Annotated in this window: 13 protein-coding genes; 9 read left to right on the forward strand and 4 right to left on the reverse strand. The window is 70.9% G+C overall.

All coding sequences use genetic code 11. The features are described from left to right. Positions 1–320: 320 nt before the first annotated feature. On the forward strand, positions 321–1,499 hold the full coding sequence (locus ACQEV2_RS37245; RefSeq protein ID WP_433051967.1) for a peptidoglycan DD-metalloendopeptidase family protein: 1,179 nt from the start codon (positions 321–323) through the stop codon (positions 1,497–1,499). On the opposite strand, the gene ACQEV2_RS37250 is transcribed toward ACQEV2_RS37245, so the two are convergent. Then, complete coding sequence (locus ACQEV2_RS37250; RefSeq protein ID WP_433051969.1) at positions 1,489–2,634, reverse strand: DMT family transporter; 1,146 nt, start codon at positions 2,632–2,634, stop codon at positions 1,489–1,491. The two genes, ACQEV2_RS37245 and ACQEV2_RS37250, sit on opposite strands and share 11 nt — an antisense overlap. 210 nt (positions 2,635–2,844) lie before the next feature. On the opposite strand from ACQEV2_RS37250, the gene ACQEV2_RS37255 reads away from it, so the two are divergent. From ACQEV2_RS37255 to glgC, 3 genes are read left to right on the forward strand one after another with little or no spacing between them, the layout of a single operon-like run. Next, positions 2,845–3,588 carry a (2Fe-2S)-binding protein gene (locus tag ACQEV2_RS37255; protein WP_433051972.1) on the forward strand — a complete coding sequence of 248 codons (744 nt, stop codon included), beginning with the start codon at positions 2,845–2,847 and terminating at the stop codon, positions 3,586–3,588. A gap of 41 nt (positions 3,589–3,629) precedes the next feature. Continuing rightward, the gene (gene glgA / locus ACQEV2_RS37260) at positions 3,630–4,790 is read left to right on the forward strand and encodes a glycogen synthase (protein WP_433051975.1); all 1,161 of its coding nucleotides are present in this window, start codon (positions 3,630–3,632) and stop codon (positions 4,788–4,790) included. 51 nt (positions 4,791–4,841) lie between these two features. After that, positions 4,842–6,062, forward strand: a complete 1,221-nt coding sequence (glgC, locus tag ACQEV2_RS37265) for a glucose-1-phosphate adenylyltransferase (RefSeq protein ID WP_433051978.1) — start codon at positions 4,842–4,844, stop codon at positions 6,060–6,062. Positions 6,063–6,103: 41 nt separating this feature from the next. On the opposite strand, the gene ACQEV2_RS37270 is transcribed toward glgC, so the two are convergent. Further along, a complete protein-coding gene (locus tag ACQEV2_RS37270; protein ID WP_433051981.1) occupies positions 6,104–6,775 on the reverse strand; it encodes a hypothetical protein in 672 nt (223 codons plus the stop codon). A 281-nt stretch (positions 6,776–7,056) separates the two neighbouring features. On the opposite strand from ACQEV2_RS37270, the gene ACQEV2_RS37275 reads away from it, so the two are divergent. From ACQEV2_RS37275 to ACQEV2_RS37285, 3 genes are all read left to right on the forward strand, one after another. Further along, positions 7,057–9,681, forward strand: coding sequence for a PA14 domain-containing protein (locus ACQEV2_RS37275; protein WP_433051984.1), 2,625 nt, complete (start codon positions 7,057–7,059; stop codon positions 9,679–9,681). Between the two features lie 145 nt (positions 9,682–9,826). After that, the gene (locus ACQEV2_RS37280; protein ID WP_433051987.1) at positions 9,827–11,155 is read left to right on the forward strand and encodes a wax ester/triacylglycerol synthase family O-acyltransferase; all 1,329 of its coding nucleotides are present in this window, start codon (positions 9,827–9,829) and stop codon (positions 11,153–11,155) included. Positions 11,156–11,276: 121 nt separating this feature from the next. Continuing rightward, a complete protein-coding gene (locus tag ACQEV2_RS37285; protein ID WP_433051990.1) occupies positions 11,277–12,797 on the forward strand; it encodes an SDR family NAD(P)-dependent oxidoreductase in 1,521 nt (506 codons plus the stop codon). A 21-nt stretch (positions 12,798–12,818) separates the two neighbouring features. Here ACQEV2_RS37285 and ACQEV2_RS37290 read toward each other — a convergent pair whose 3' ends face one another. Then, positions 12,819–13,697 (reverse strand): SDR family oxidoreductase, encoded by an 879-nt coding sequence (locus tag ACQEV2_RS37290; protein ID WP_433051993.1) that lies wholly within the window; start codon positions 13,695–13,697, stop codon positions 12,819–12,821. A gap of 25 nt (positions 13,698–13,722) precedes the next feature. Beyond that, complete coding sequence (locus tag ACQEV2_RS37295) at positions 13,723–14,172, reverse strand: hypothetical protein (protein WP_433051996.1); 450 nt, start codon at positions 14,170–14,172, stop codon at positions 13,723–13,725. 475 nt (positions 14,173–14,647) lie between these two features. On the opposite strand from ACQEV2_RS37295, the gene ACQEV2_RS37300 reads away from it, so the two are divergent. Further along, the gene (locus tag ACQEV2_RS37300; RefSeq protein WP_107086874.1) at positions 14,648–14,821 is read left to right on the forward strand and encodes a hypothetical protein; all 174 of its coding nucleotides are present in this window, start codon (positions 14,648–14,650) and stop codon (positions 14,819–14,821) included. A gap of 66 nt (positions 14,822–14,887) precedes the next feature. Further along, positions 14,888–15,370, forward strand: a complete 483-nt coding sequence (locus ACQEV2_RS37305; protein WP_433052000.1) for an N-acetyltransferase family protein — start codon at positions 14,888–14,890, stop codon at positions 15,368–15,370. The last annotated feature ends 14 nt before the right edge of the window (positions 15,371–15,384 follow it).

Below are 15,384 nucleotides of genomic sequence, written 5' to 3' on the forward strand. Positions count from 1 at the left end.
CCGCCAGTATTGCCCCATCGTCCATCCTGACGTGCCGGTTCTCCGGCCGCACATCCGGGGTGGCGCGATGTCGCAGGCAGATACGCACGGAAGGCCCCGCCGCACTCAGCCGTCCCGAGCGCTGCGCTGAGCACCGTCCCGACCTCCGCCCCGAGCGACGCTCCGACCCCCGCGCCGAGCACCGTTCCGGACACCGGGCAACGTGCGCCGGTTCCTCGCCACTTGGCGTGAACAGGCGGCTGAATTGCTGTCTTGTCATGGCCTGTTCGCAGCGCTTACTTTTGCCCCTCCTGACGCATGTCCATGGGGGGGGCTCCGACATGGCCGCACGCGGCCGGCACCGCCGGTACCAGCCGAACAGGATCAACCGCGCCTCACTCACCGTCACCGCGGGCGGCGCCGGAATGGCGCTCCCGCTCATCGGCACCGGCGCCGCGCAGGCGGCCGACGTGGACACCTGGAACAAGGTCGCCGCATGCGAGTCGACCAGCAGGTGGCATGTCAACACCGGCAACGGCTACTACGGCGGGCTGCAGTTCGCCCAGTCGACGTGGGAGGCGTACGGCGGCACGCGGTACGCGGCGCGCGCGGATCTGGCCACCAAGGACCAGCAGATCGCCATAGCGGAGAAGGTGCTGGACGGACAGGGCCCCGGCGCCTGGCCGGTGTGCTCGGTGCGGGCCGGGCTGAGCCGCGGTGGGGACACGCCCGACATCCACCCCGCCGGTACCGGCAGCAAGGCCCCCGTCGGCACGCCCTCGGTCAGAAAGACCGCGGTCCAGGACGTCCAGCCGCAGACCCCACCCCAGTCGCGGGCGGGCACGGCCGAGATGTACACCGTCGTCCGCGGCGACACCCTCTCCGGGATCGCCGAGCGGCAGCAGGTCAAGGGCGGTTGGCGGGGCCTGTACGCCGCGAACCGGAAGACCGTCGGAGCGGACCCCGACCTGATCCTGCCGGGGCAGCGGCTCGCGCTGCACGGCAAGGCCGCCACGACGACGACCCGGACGAAGTCCGCCCCCAAGCCCTCGCCGCAGAAGCCCTCGCCGCAGAAGACCTCTTCGGACCGGCAGGAGCAGGCCACGACGAGCAGCCGCTCGCTGGTCGCCCCGGTGAGCTCCGGTACCGGCACTCCGTACCGCAAGGCCGGTGGCAACTGGTCGAAGGGCTACCACACGGGCGTCGACTTCCCGGTCCCGACCGGTACCTCCGTGAAGGCCGTCGGGGCAGGTCAGGTGGTCAGCGCCGGGTGGGAAGGCTCCTTCGGCTACCAGGTGGTGATCCGGCACGCCGACGGCCGCTACACCCAGTACGCCCATCTCTCGGCGATCTCCGTGAAGGCCGGGCAGTCGGTGGGCGCGGGGCAGCGCATCGGGCGCTCCGGGTCCACGGGCAACAGCACGGGCCCGCATCTGCACTTCGAGGTGCGGACGGGGCCCGGCTTCGGTTCGGACATCGACCCGGTCGCCTATCTCCGGGCCGGTGGCGTCAGGATTTGACGCGCGTGCGGTGCCGGTCGAGGACGGGCATCGGGACGTACGGGCCGCCGTAGAAGGGGCCGTAGAGGTTCGGGGGCTTGCCGTCGGGACGCGACGCCTCCGCGTCGTCGTAGGCGCTCTCCGCGACCTGGGCCGGTATGAGGATGTCCTCGATCCTGTCCGGTACGACGAGCTCCTCGCGCGGCATCGCCGCGGCCGGCTCCGGCAGCCCGGCGAGCAGCTCCTCGGCGTCCACCGGAAGCACGTCCGCCGTGGGCAGGGCCGCCACCGCCTCCTCGGGCCGGGCCGTCCCGGGCTCCGCCGCCGTGCGCGCGATCCGCTCCGTGGTCAGCAGGATCAGGCCACCCGCCGCCACCACACCACAGCCCAGGGCGAGCACGGTGCCGGTGGTGCCGTACCGGAAGGTTTCTCCGAACATCGTGATGCCGACCGCGGCGGCCACCACCGGGTTCACGACCGTCAGCGTGGCCAGCGGTGCCGCGAGGCCCGCACCCCGGTAGGCGGCCTGGGACAGCAGCAGACCGGCCGTGGCGAAGACGCCTATCGTGGCGAGGGACGGCAGATCCGCGACCGACACCCCGCCGTTCCAGTCCACCGCGACGACCTTCGTGAACACCGACGACATGCCGAAGGCTATGCCGGACCCGGTCGCGAGCAGCATGCTGCGCACCGCGGGGTGGCGGTGGGCCGCCCGGCCCGCGATCATGAGGGCCACGACCATGCCGCCGGTCACCAGGGCCACGCCCACCCGCTCCGCCGTGCCCAGCGACTGCGACTCGGAGGCGCCGACCAGGGACAGCAGTCCGGCGAGACCCACGGTCGCCATGATCGCGCCCCGCCAGGCCGTCGACCCGGCCTTGCGGCCGACGAACAGCGCCGCCATCGGCAGCGCGAACACGATCGTCAGGGCACCGAGCGGCTGCACCAGACTCAGCGGACCGAAGGCCAGCGCCACGACGTGCAGCAGGCCACCGAGGCCGTTCAGCGCGACCGCCGCCCACCAGCCCGGCCGGCGCATCGGCGCGAACTGCTGTCCCGGGGAGGACACCGCGACACGCTCCTGCACGATCGCCCCGCCCGCGTACGCGACGGCGGAGACGAGCGACAGGAGCACGGACAACGCGAGGGCGCTCATGAGCTGCTCCTCTGCGTGAAGCGGGGCTGGTGGCCCCTGCGCGGCGAACGGTCGGCTGTCATAACCAACACGATGCCGCGAAATGTTCTTCCCGTCGTCGTACCAGAGCACCGACCGTGTCGTACTGCCGATGGAGTACGGAGAGGGCCGCCTCATCCTCTGGTCGGGTGACCCAGGGTGGAGACCCCCAGGTGAGAACCCCGAGGGGCCTTGGTACTACTGCTCTTCGTGGACCTCGACCCTGATCTCGCCGCGCTCCGGCCGCTCGGCGGCTTCTTCGTACTACGCACAGCAAGGGCAGCACTTGGGCCGCTCGCGACCCTGACGGAGGCGTACGCAGAGACGGGCAAAGACCCCCTGACGTTCCGCGTGCAGAAAGTCGCGCACGCCCTGCGCGCCCCCGAGCCGCGCATCGCCGCCTCCGTGGCCCAGCAGGGACTCGCGGCCCGCCTGTGGTCGGTGACGCTCGGCTGCGCCGCCCTTCACGACCGGGTCCCCGACCTCGATCCGCGTCTGCTGCACTGGGACCCCGACGCCGGCGCCCCCGACGACCTGTGGCTCACCGAGGTGCGCCCGCTGCCCGCGGACCCGGCGACCCTCGCGGACGCCGTCCTGCACGGCCACCTGGAACCCCTGACCGCCGCCCTGCGCGTCCGGTACCGCGTCGCGGAAGGCCTGTTGTGGGGCAACGCGGCGTCGGCCCTCGCGGGCGCCGCCCGGCAACTGGACCAGTGGGCGCGCGCGAACGGCCGTACGGACGCCGCCGCAAAGGCCCGCGCCCTGACCGCGGAACTCCTCGACCATCCCCTCCTCGCCGGCACGGGCACCCTCACCGGAGCCGCGTTCCGGCGCCGCAGCTGCTGCCTCTACTACCGCGTGCCCGGCGGGGGCGTATGCGGTGACTGTTGCTTCACACGAGCCCCGCGCTCTTCCCCACGCGCCCCATCTGGGTGACCATGAAAGGGCAACCAGCCGCTGAGAACAGGGGGTTCCGGGTGCGAGTGGGACTGCTTACCCGGGAGTACCCGCCGGACGTGTACGGCGGCGCGGGTGTCCATGTCGAGTTCCTCGCCCGGGAGTTGAGGGATCTCGTCGACCTCGAGGTGCACTGCTGGGGCGAGGGCCGCGGGGTGGGCGTGGTGAGGCACCGCCCCTGGTCCGCGCTGGACACCGCCAACGACGCGCTGCGCACCTTCTCCGTGGACCTCGCCATGGCCGCCGGTCTGGAAGGCCGCGAACTCGTCCACTCCCACACCTGGTACGCCAACCTCGCCGGCCACCTCGGCAAGCTGCTGTACGGCATCCCGCATGTGATGACCGCGCACTCCCTGGAGCCCCTGCGCCCCTGGAAGGCCGAGCAACTCGGCGGCGGATACGCCCTGTCCAGCTGGGCCGAGCGCACCGCGATCGAGGCCGCCGACGCGGTGATCGCCGTCTCCGGGGCCATGCGTGAGGACATCCTCGGCTGCTACCCGGCGCTGGACCCGGACCGCGTCCACGTCGTGCACAACGGCATCGACACCACCCTCTACCGGCCCGACCACGGCACCGACGTCCTGCGCCGGTTCGGCCTCGACGCCGACCGCCCGTACGTGCTGTTCGTCGGCCGCATCACCCGCCAGAAGGGCGTGCCCCATCTGCTGCGCGCGGTGCGGGACATCGACCCGGCCGCGCAGGTCGTGCTGTGCGCGGGCGCGCCCGACACTCCCGAGATCGACCAGGAGTTCCGCGACCTCTACCAGGAGCTCAGCCGCGTCCGCGAGGGTGTGCACTGGATCCCGCAGATGCTGCCGCGCCCGGAGGTGATCCAACTCCTCACGCACGCGGCCGTGTTCGTCTGCCCCTCGGTGTACGAACCCCTCGGCATCGTCAACCTCGAGGCCATGGCCTGTGGAACTCCCGTGGTCGCCTCGCAGGTCGGGGGCATTCCCGAGGTCGTCGACGACGGCAAGACGGGCCTGCTCGTCCCGCTGGACGACGATATCGAGGCCTTCGAGGCAGGACTGGCGCGGGCACTGGACTCGGTGATCGGCGACCCGGAGACCGCCCGCCGGATGGGCGAGGCCGGACGGGAGCGCGCGGTGGGGGAGTTCGGCTGGGACACCGTGGCGCGGCGGACGGTCCGGCTCTACGGGGAGATCCTCAAACAGGCTTAGCGCGCATTGCTCAGGGGCAGGCTGGGATCAACCACGGTGAGGGGAGCGGCCATGCGTCGTGGCGGACCTTCGGTGCTCGGAATCGTCCTGGCGGGCGGAGAAGGCAAACGCCTGATGCCCCTGACCGCGGACCGCGCGAAACCCGCGGTCACCTTCGGAGGAACGTATCGCCTGGTCGACTTCGTCCTCTCCAACCTCGTCAACGCCGACATCCTGCGCATCTGCGTCCTCACGCAGTACAAGTCGCATTCGCTGGACCGGCACATCACCACGACCTGGCGCATGTCCAGCCTGCTCGGCAACTACGTCACCCCGGTCCCGGCCCAGCAGCGGCTCGGCCCCCGCTGGTACCTCGGCAGCGCGGACGCGATCCTCCAGTCCCTCAACCTGATCTACGACGAGCGCCCCGAGTACGTCGCGGTGTTCGGCGCCGACCACGTGTACCGCATGGATCCGCGCCAGATGCTCGCCCAGCACATCGAGAGCGGCGCGGGCGTGACGGTGGCGGGCATACGCGTCCCGCGCGGCGAATCTTCCTCCTTCGGCGTCATCAGCCCCGGCTCGGACGGCCTGACCGTGGAACGCTTCCTGGAGAAGCCCGCCGACCCGCCCGGCCTGCCCGACGACCCGGAGACCGTCTTCGCCTCGATGGGCAACTACATCTTCACCACCAAGGCCCTCATCGAGGCGCTCCAGCGGGACGCCGAGGACGAGAACTCCGTGCACGACATGGGCGGTTCGATCCTGCCCCAGCTCACCGACCGGGGCGAGGCCCAGCTCTACGACTTCAGCGCCAACCACGTCCCCGGCGAGACCACCCGCGATCAGGGCTACTGGCGGGACGTCGGCACCCTGGACGCGTACTACGACGCGCACATGGACCTGATCGCCGAGCGCCCCGCCTTCAATCTCTACAACCGCAGCTGGCCCATCTACACCCACTCCAACCAGCTCTCCCCGGCCCGCTTCAACGCGGGCGGCATGGCCAGCGAGTCCATCATCAGCGCCGGCTGCCTGATCCGGGGGCAGGTCACGCGGTCCGTGCTCTCGCCGGGGGTGGTGGTCGACCCGGGGGCGGTGGTGCAGGGGGCGGTGCTGCACGACAACGTGCGGATCGGGCGGGGCGCGGTGGTGCGAGGCGCGGTGCTCGACAAGAACGTCGAGGTGCCCCCGGGCGCGACGATCGGCGTCAATCCGGAGCGGGACGCGGAGCTGTACACCGTCTCCAAGGGCGGGGTGATCGCGCTGGGGAAGGGGCAGCAGGTGCCCTAGCCGGCCGCCCCTTCCCGTTCGACGGCCCCGCCCTGCCCGGCTCAGCCGCTGCGGGTGAAGACCTCGCCCCGGGTCGAGCCGGTGGAGCAGAGCTTCTTCTCGTCGGCCGTCATCTTGCGGGACTTGACCACGACCGCGCTGTGCTTGCCGTCCGTGCCGTTCGGGGCGGGGCCGGTGATCACGTCGGGTACGAACCAGTAGTAGTGGCCCCACTTGGGGTCGTCGTAGTGGGTCTGCCATGTGCCGGTTATCCGCTGCATCACCTGGGCACGGGAGATCCAGCCCACTTCTCCCGGCTGGACGTTCACGGTGAAGGAACTCGTCTCCGTGTGCGAGCTCTGCCATGTGTAGTTGTACGTCGCGGTCACACTGGCGCTGATGATCCCTTCGATGCCCCCACCGACGGTGACCGAGCCTCCCACCGAGTGGGAGGAACCCACGGTGTCGGCCCACGACATCGACTGGGAGGCGGGTGAGGCGGTGCAGTTGTAGAGCAGCTCGGACACCTGACGGGGCTCACCGAGGTAAGCCGGGCCGATCTCCGGGGAGTTGAAGCTGCACTTGCCTTCCCCGGAAGCACAGTCGGCCATGATCTGCTCCGCGGTGGGCTGCTCCTCGGCCCCTGCGGGCACAGCTGCCGCGATCATCCCGAACGCCGTCGCCGCCAGCACCAGAGTGCGGCCGCCGTACCGCAGTGCGCGGTTCCTCGTCATCGTTGTTGCCTCTCGCCGTACGTGGGGGGTCGGTGACACGGCCCGCTGTTCTCGCTGGGCCTGCAGTCACCGCGTGGTGCCCACGAGGCTCACGCAATCATCGGCCGAGCTACACCAAGAACTCGCAAAGTTGTACTTGATTCCGCAACCGATGCACCGTCAATCAGCTTTCGGACAAGGCCAATTGGTTCTACCGGACTCCAGTCGTGTTCCTGGACGGACGCCCGAATCCGTGTTGTCATGCCAACTGCTGTCCATGACAACGTTGTTATGGAGAATCCGTGCGCCTACGACGTCTCAGAAACCGACTCGTGTTACTCCTCGCCGGGGCCCTCGGCCTCGCGGGCCTGAGTACGACACCCGCCCCGGCGGCGGGCGGTGATCCCATCGAGATCCACGGCCTGCGGGGCGAGTACTACACCCAGTCCGCCCCCGGTGCCTTCGACTTCCACGAGCTCAAGGCGACCGCCTTCGACCCCGACCTCGACTTCGGCAACCTGGAGCCGCGCCTGGCCTTCGCCACCGGCCGCTCGGACGACGTCAGCGTCCGCTGGACCGGCAAGATCGTGCCGGAGAAGTCCGGTCCCCACACCTTCTCGATCACCGGCGACAACGGCTTCCGTCTCTGGATCGACGGAAAGCTCGCCATCGACCACTGGGTCGACGACTGGGACCGCGAACAGACCGCCGCGCCCGTGGAGTTGTCCGCCGGTACCGCGTACGACATCAAGGTCGAGTACTTCGAGCACTACGGCGGCTCCAACCTCCACCTGCGCTGGACCGAGCCCGGTGGCAGCAAGGAGCCCGTCCCGCAGTCCGCGTTCCGCCTCCCCGACGGCTTCGACTACGACGGAGCGATCGCGGCCACGGTCCTCGCGGACGGCCGTACGCTCAAACTCGACTTCGCCCGGGACCTCGCCGCACCCGCGGCCGACGTCACCGACCACCTGGACGCGGTGATCGGCGGCGCCGCATGGCCGCTCGGGACGGCCACGCTCGACCCCGCCGACCCCAAGGCCCTCCTCGTCGCGCTGAAGGAGCCCGTGGTCGGCAACAAGACCGGGACGGCACGCGGCACGGCCGACATCCGCTACGACGGTGCCGGGGGCCTTGCCAACACCGACGGCAACGTTGTCAAAGCCTTCTGGAGCAGCGGCCCCAACCGGTCGACGTACGAGCTGCGCACGAGGTGGGCCGACGAGGTGGGCCCGGACAACGCCCACCCCGAGTACCCGCGCCCCCAGCTGACCCGGGGCGCCTGGCGCAACCTCAACGGCCGCTGGCAGTTCGCGGCGGCCGAGGCGGGCGAGCGGCCCCCGGTCGGCCAGAACCTCCCCGAACGCATCCTCGTCCCGTACCCGGTCGAGTCCCAGCTCTCCGGCCTCCAACGCCACGAGGACCGCATGTGGTACCGCCGCACCTTCACGGTCCCCGCCGACTGGCGCATCGGCTCCGGCAAGCGCCTGAAGCTCAACTTCGGCGCCGTCGACTGGCGGGCCGAGGTGTACGTCAACGGCACCAAGGTCACCGAACACACGGGCGGGTACGACAAGTTCAGCGCCGACATCACCGACGCGCTGAAGCCCGGCCGCACCCAGGAGCTGATCGTCGGCGTGTACGACCCGACGGACGCGGCGAACGGCGAGAACCCGCCGCTCGGCAAGCAGCGCCTCGATCCGAGCGGCATCTGGTACACCCCGTCCTCCGGCATCTGGCAGACGGTCTGGATGGAGCCGGTCGCCCCCGATCACGTGGACGCCCTGAAGCTCACCCCCGACGTCCACGCGGACACCCTGACCGTCGAGCCGCAGGGCGTGCGCGACGGCGTACCCGTCACGGCGACGGCGTACGACGGACGGCGCAAGGTCGCCACCGCCACCGGCCGCACCGGCCGGCCGCTGACCCTCACCCTCCCGGATCCGCATCTGTGGTCACCCGACGATCCCTTCCTGTACGACCTGAAGGTGAGCGTCGGCGCCGACCGTGTCGGCAGCTACTTCGGGATGCGCTCCATCTCCGTCGAGAAGGTGAACGGCGTCCCGCGCACCGTCCTCAACGGTGAGCCGATCTTCATGATGGCCACTCTGGACCAGGGCTTCTGGCCCGACGGCCTGCACACGGCCCCGACCGACGAGGCCCTCGCGTACGACCTGAAGGCGCACAAGAAGCTGGGCTTCAACGCCGTGCGCAAGCACATCAAGGTCGAGCCGGACCGCTGGTTCCACTGGGCCGACCGGCTGGGCCTGCTGGTGTGGCAGGACATGCCCGCGATGACGGCGGGGGTGAACCCGGGCGCCGAGGCCCGTGCCCAGTACGAGCGCGAGATGAAACAGATGATCGACGAGCACATCAGCAGCCCGTCGGTGATCATGTGGGTCACCTTCAACGAAGGCTGGGGCCAGTACGACGTCGGCCGCATAGCCGAGCAGGCGCAGGCCTGGGATCCCACCCGGCTGGTCAACGGCCAGTCCGGGCTGAACCTCGGGGCCGACGGCGGCACCGGCGACATCATGGACGAGCACGGCTACCCGAGCCCGGCCCTGCCGCCGCGCCCCGACGGCGAACGGGCACTGGTGAGCGGCGAGTACGGCGGCCTCGGCCTCGCCGTGCCCGGGCACGCCTGGTCGGTGCAGCAGTCGTACGTCGACGTCGACCCCGCCACCTACACGGACGACTACCTCACGAAGCTCGACGAGGTACGCGCCCTGGTCTGCCGGGGCGGCAACGGAGCCGTCTACACCCAGATCTCGGACGTCGAGGGGGAGCTGAACGGGCTCCTGACCTACGACCGCGCCGTACTGAAACCGGACGCGGCACGGCTCAGGGCAGCTCACGAGGCGCTGATCCATGACGCCTCCCGGGTGACACCCACGGGATGCCCGGTGCCGCTACCCGTGCTGCACTGACCTCATATGCACCATGAGTCCCGCCCCTTTCACGAGGGGCGGGACTTAATCTGCCGTTAACTGTGCGTAGCTTGATCGTACTTGACTGTAATCGCCCGCGGGCGATTGACTGCTGGTCCACCCTTCGTCGACGCGAGGCAAGCCATTGACTTCTGACCTGCTCGCACCTCTCGACCTGGCGTTCTGGAACATCGAGTCCGCCGAACACCCCATGCACCTGGGCGCGCTCGGCGTCTTCGCGGCGCACTCGCCCACCGCGGGCGCCCACGCGGCCGACCTGCTCGCCGCGCGCGCCGCAGCCGTGCCGGGGCTGCGGATGCGCATCCGTGACGCCTGGCAGCCGCTGCAGCCGTTCTCCTTCGGCGGCGCCGCCCGTGAGCCCGCACCCGAGTTCGACCCCCTCGACCACGTCCGGCTGCACGCCCCGACCGCCGACTTCCAGGCGATGGCGGGCCGGCTCATGGAGCGTCCGCTGGAGCGTGGCCGGCCGCCGTGGGAGGCGCATGTGCTGCCGGGGGAGGACGGTGTGTCGTTCGCCGTGCTGTTCAAGTTCCACCACGCCCTCGCCGACGGGCTGCGGGCGCTGACGCTCGCCGCCGCCGTCCTGGACCCCATGGACCTGCCCGCCCGCAAGCCCCGCCCCGAGGAGCCCGCGCGCAGCCGCCTGCCCGATGTGCGCAGGCTGCCGGGGCTGGTGCGGGGCGCCCTGTCCGATGTGGGCCGGGCCCTCGACATCGGCGCCTCCGTCGCCGTGTCGACCCTGGGAGTGCGCTCGTCCGCCGCGCTGACCGCCGAGCCGAGCGGCACCCGCCGTACCGCCGGGGTGATCGTCGACATCGACGACGTGCACGTGATCCGCAAGGCCGTCGGCGGCACCGTCAACGACGTCCTCATCGCGGTCGTCGCGGGCGCCCTGCGCCGCTGGCTCGACGAACGCGGCGACGGCAGCGAGGGCGTCGCGCCCCGCGCCCTGATCCCCGTCTCCAAACGCCGGCCGCGCACCGCGCACCCTCAGGGCAACCGGCTCTCCGGGTACTTGATACGGCTCCCCGTGGACGACCCCGACCCGCTGCGCCGCCTCGCCGCGGTCCGCACCGACATGGACCGCAACAAGGACGCCGGCCCCAACCGGGGCGCGGGCGCCGTCGCCCTGCTCGCCGACCACGTCCCCGCGCTCGGCCACCGGCTCGGCGGACCGCTGGTCGGCCAGGCCGCCCGGCTCTGGTTCGACATCCTGGTCACCAGCGTGCCGCTGCCCGGCATCGCCCTGAAGCTCGGCGGCCACCCCGTCACGGAGGTCTACCCCTTCGCCCCGCTCGCCCGCGGCCAGTCCCTGGCGATCGCGATCTCGACGTACCGCGGACGCGTCCACTACGGCCTCGTCGCCGACGCCAAGGCCGTACCGGACCTCGACGTGCTCGCTCGGGCCGTCTCCGAGGAGGTCGCGGAGCTGATCACCGCCTGCGGTCCCTGAGGCCCTTCCCCTCGGGCTCCTTCGCCGGTTTTGGAGGAGTGGCCCGGCGCTCCGTACAATTCCCCGTTCGAAAGCGGGCGCGACCGGAGCGCCGCGGGTGAGCAGGGAAACGGCAGCGGCGATGACGGTGACAGAGGACGGCGCGACGGCGATCACGGACGAGGTCGCGCACGAGCCCGGTGGCGAGGTCGTATACGGCCCCGGCATCGACCCCGAGCGGCTCGCCGTCTGCCTCAGCGTGCTCGAGGAGCTCGACAAGCTGGAGGTCGACCACCCCGACGCGATCAAGGTGCGCCGGGCCACCTCGCACATCTACCGCACGGTCAAGCAGCGCCGCCGCCAGGAGCGCCGGGCCGCCAAGACCGCCCACGACAAGGCGGTCACGGAGGCCACGGCGACCGGCTCCGCCCAGCGCATCGACGACGAGACCGAGGGCCTGCTGCCGTCGTCGCGGACCGAGGAGGGCAGGATCGCCGGGATACTCCAGCGCCCCCGCTCCTGCTACACCTGCAAGAGCCGGTACGTGGAAGTCGACTACTTCTACCACCAGCTCTGTCCCGACTGCGCCCGCGTGAACCGCGCCAAGCGCGACGCCCGCGCCGACCTCACGGGCAAGCGCGCCCTGCTCACCGGCGGCCGCGCCAAGATCGGCATGTACATCGCGCTGCGCCTGCTGCGCGACGGTGCGCACACCACGATCACCACGCGTTTCCCGAAGGACGCCATCCGGCGTTTCAAGGCCATGGACGACTCGGCGGACTGGATGCACCGCCTGGAGGTCGTCGGCATCGACCTGCGCGACCCGGCGCAGGCCGTGGCCCTCGCCGATCAGGTCGCCGAGGCGGGCCCGCTCGACATCCTCGTCAACAACGCGACGCAGACCGTACGCCGTCTGCCCTCCGCCTACGCCGCGCTGGTCGAGGGCGAGAGCGCCCCGCTGCCCGCCGGTGAGCTGCCCGCCCACCACGTCATCGGCGCCTTCAACTCCGGCGCGGTCGACGGCCTCGCCGCCCTGCCGCTCGGCACCAGCGGCCTCGACGCCCAGAAGGTCGCCGACCTCGCCCTGGTCGCGGGCAACGCCAGCGTCGCCCGGCACCTCGACGGCACCGCCATCGACGCGGGCGGTCTCGTCCCGGACGTCGTGGACACCAACACCTGGGTGCAGACCATCGAGCAGATCTCCCCGGTGGAGCTCCTCGAGACCCAGCTGTGCAACTACACGGCGCCGTTCATCCTGATCAGCAAGCTCCGGTCGGCCATGGCCGAGGCCGCGAAGAAGGCGGCGAGCGGGCGCGCGTACGTCGTGAACGTCTCGGCGATGGAGGGCGTCTTCGGGCGCGGCTACAAGGGTGCGGGGCATCCGAACACGAACGCCGCGAAGGCTGCGATGAACATGGTCACGCGGACCAGTGCGCAGGAGATGTTCGACAGCGACGGCATCCTCATGACGTCCGTCGACACCGGCTGGATCACGGATGAGCGTCCGCACTACGACAAGCTGCGGCTGGCCGAGGAGGGGTTCCATGCGCCGCTGGATCTGGTCGACGGGGCGGCTCGTGTGTACGACCCGATCGTGCGGGGTGAGCACGGGGAGGACCTGTACGGGGTATTCCTGAAGGATTACGCGCCGGGTAAGTGGTAGCAGCTCCGGGTGCGAGTGTCTTCAGGCCGGTGGTGATCTGCGGGTGGAGTGTGGCTGGTCGCGCAGTTCCCCGCGCCCCTGGGTTGGCCGGTGCGCCCGTAGGTGTGCATGAACCGCATACGCCGGAGAGGCATACGCGGCCCGCACCCGCGTCCCGCCGTCCACCAGAAGGTCCGCTCCCGTCACCCACTCCGCCGCGTCGGACGCCAGCCACAGCACGGCCCGCGCCACGTCCTCCGGCTCCCCGATCCGCCCCAGCGGCAGCCCTGCGGCCGCCTCCTCCTCGCCCGGCTCCCACACGAACCGTGCCATCTCGGTCCGTACGAGCCCCGGGGAGACCGAGTTGACCCGCACCCTCGGTGCCAGCTCGCCCGCGAGCTGCTGCGTGAGGTGAAGCAGGGCCGCCTTGCTGGTGCCGTATGCGCCGATGTGGGGGCCGACATGGGCGGCGCCCTCCGTGCAGACGTTGACCACCGCGCCGCCGTGTTCGCGCATCCAGGCCCGCCAGGCGTGCTGCACCAGCCGTAGCGGTGCCTCGACGTTCACGGTGAACGCCTCGCGCCACGCCGACGGGGCGACGTCCATGAGGGGGCCGTACGGCCGGTTGGTGGCCGCGTTGTTCACGACGATGTCGAGCCGGCCGAACTCGCGCAGGGCGAGGTCGACGGCCGCCCGCAGATGATCCGGGTCGGCCACACTGCCCGCCGCCCCGACGCCGCCCAGCTCGGCGGCCGTCCGCCGCACCTCGTCGGCGTCCCGCGCGGTCACGCACACCAGTACGCCGGCGGCGGCCAGCTGCCGGGCGACGGCGTGTCCGATGCCGCGCGTGGCGCCGGTGACGAGGGCGGCCCTGCCCTGGAGCCCGGTGTCCTTGCCCTGGAGACCGTGCGGCGACGTCATCGTCGTACCGTCTCATGACGGGGCGTCAGTTGACAGCGCCGAGCGGGGAGTTCCTGGCTGCCACGAGTTCCAGTACCGCGCGCCAGTCCTCCAGGACCCCCGCGTCGAACTCGGCGCTGCGGCCCTCCTCGTCCGCCTGGCGCAGGCGCAGCAGGTCGTCGTCGGCTGATTCCGGGGCCCGGCACCGGTCCCGGACGAGGCGGGAGACCCGTTCGCCGAGAAGGGGGCGTACCGCGTCCGCCGCGCAGTCGGAGTGGCGGTGTACGTCGGCCGGGCTGAGCAGCGGGCCGATGGCATGAACGAGCCCCGCGACCTGGAGTTCCTTGTCGGCGGGGCGGACGCGGCGCAGCAGGGCGGCTGTCTGCAGCGCGTGTTGGTGCAGATCGACTCGGGTGTTCGCCAGGCCCGGGGTGTCCCGGGTGCCCCGGCAGGCGTACAGCAGATCCATCAGCTCTTCGACACTGCGCAGCTCCATGCGCCAGTCCTCCCGCCGGACAAGCCGTTGCCGTCCGTCAGCAGATCATGGCCGCCTTGCGAATCGGCCAACGGGACTTGAACTGCGCGGCGTGCCGAGGGCGCGGGTCGGACAGGCAGGCGATGGTGAGCCGAACGAGTGACGGGCAAACGTCTCATTCCGTAACAAACACATGAACAACGCATGGGTCGAATACCGGCCGACTCCGGATAGTTACACCTTGTTTGCAGCCCCATCGAGCGGGTACCCGCTCATTTGGTTAGTCTGTAGCGGACGGACAGAATTACCGGGTCCCAACCCACACCCATGGTCCGTCCCGGGACAAGCCGGTGCACAACGGCCTGCTTGCACACCAGTTACCGGCGCCACCGCGTCCGAACCGACTTTTGAGTAAGACCCGAGCGGGCGTCAGGTACCGGACCGCAGACTGGGCCGGCCCCGCCCCGAGGGTGATCCGACACAGAAGGAGTGCGCGGTGACACCTGAGAAGACGAATCGCGAACAGCGCCCCAAGGAACGCACGGAGCGCGCGGGCCGCCGGTCGAAGGAGATCGGCAGTCTCGATGTGTGGGCCAGGTCCGCCCCCATTCGCCTCGCGGGCTACGAAGACGACCTCGCCGAACCCCACATCCTGCCCAGCGTCGACTGACGGGTCGACGGACGGGGCAGAACCCTTCGCGATCGCCGACAGCATGGGCGTGCGAGACTCACGCCCATGCTGATCAGAGAAGCCGCGGCCGACGACTGGCCGCGGATTTGGTCTTTCTGGCACCGGATAGTCGCCGCCGGCGAGACCTATGCATGGGATCCGGACACCTCCGAGGGCGCCGCCCGGGCCCTGTGGATGAACCCGGCCAAGCGCGTCTATGTCGTCGAGGAGGACGCCGGAGTCGTCGTCGCCTCCGCCTACCTCACCCCCAACTACGGCGGCCCCGCCGCCCGTATCGCCAACGCCGGCTTCATGGTCGACCCCGACCACGCCGGCCGCGGCATCGGCCGCGCCCTCGCCGACCACGTCTTGGCCGAGGCCAAGGCCGATGGCTACCGGGGCATGGTCTTCAACGCCGTCGTCGAGACCAACCCTGCCGTACGCCTGTGGACCTCCCTCGGCTTCACGATCCTCGGCACGGTTCCGGAGGCGTACGACCATCCCCGGCACGGGCGGGTCGGGCTGCACATCATGTATCGAGCGCTGTAGCCACCCGGCTTATC

The sequence above is a fragment of the Streptomyces sp. CA-251387 genome (assembly GCF_050936625.1).
Taxonomy (GTDB): Bacteria; Actinomycetota; Actinomycetes; order Streptomycetales; family Streptomycetaceae; genus Streptomyces.

Coding starts and splice junctions, on each gene's coding strand:
- ACQEV2_RS37285 (WP_433051990.1), top strand. CDS start 11,277: ATGACGGTGACAGAGGACGGCGCGACGGCGATCACGGACGAGGTCGCG.
- glgC (WP_433051978.1), top strand. CDS start 4,842: ATGCGTCGTGGCGGACCTTCGGTGCTCGGAATCGTCCTGGCGGGCGGA.
- ACQEV2_RS37250 (WP_433051969.1), bottom strand. CDS start 2,634: ATGAGCGCCCTCGCGTTGTCCGTGCTCCTGTCGCTCGTCTCCGCCGTC.
- ACQEV2_RS37295 (WP_433051996.1), bottom strand. CDS start 14,172: ATGGAGCTGCGCAGTGTCGAAGAGCTGATGGATCTGCTGTACGCCTGC.
- ACQEV2_RS37245 (WP_433051967.1), top strand. CDS start 321: ATGGCCGCACGCGGCCGGCACCGCCGGTACCAGCCGAACAGGATCAAC.
- ACQEV2_RS37290 (WP_433051993.1), bottom strand. CDS start 13,697: ATGACGTCGCCGCACGGTCTCCAGGGCAAGGACACCGGGCTCCAGGGC.
- ACQEV2_RS37305 (WP_433052000.1), top strand. CDS start 14,888: ATGCTGATCAGAGAAGCCGCGGCCGACGACTGGCCGCGGATTTGGTCT.
- ACQEV2_RS37270 (WP_433051981.1), bottom strand. CDS start 6,775: ATGACGAGGAACCGCGCACTGCGGTACGGCGGCCGCACTCTGGTGCTG.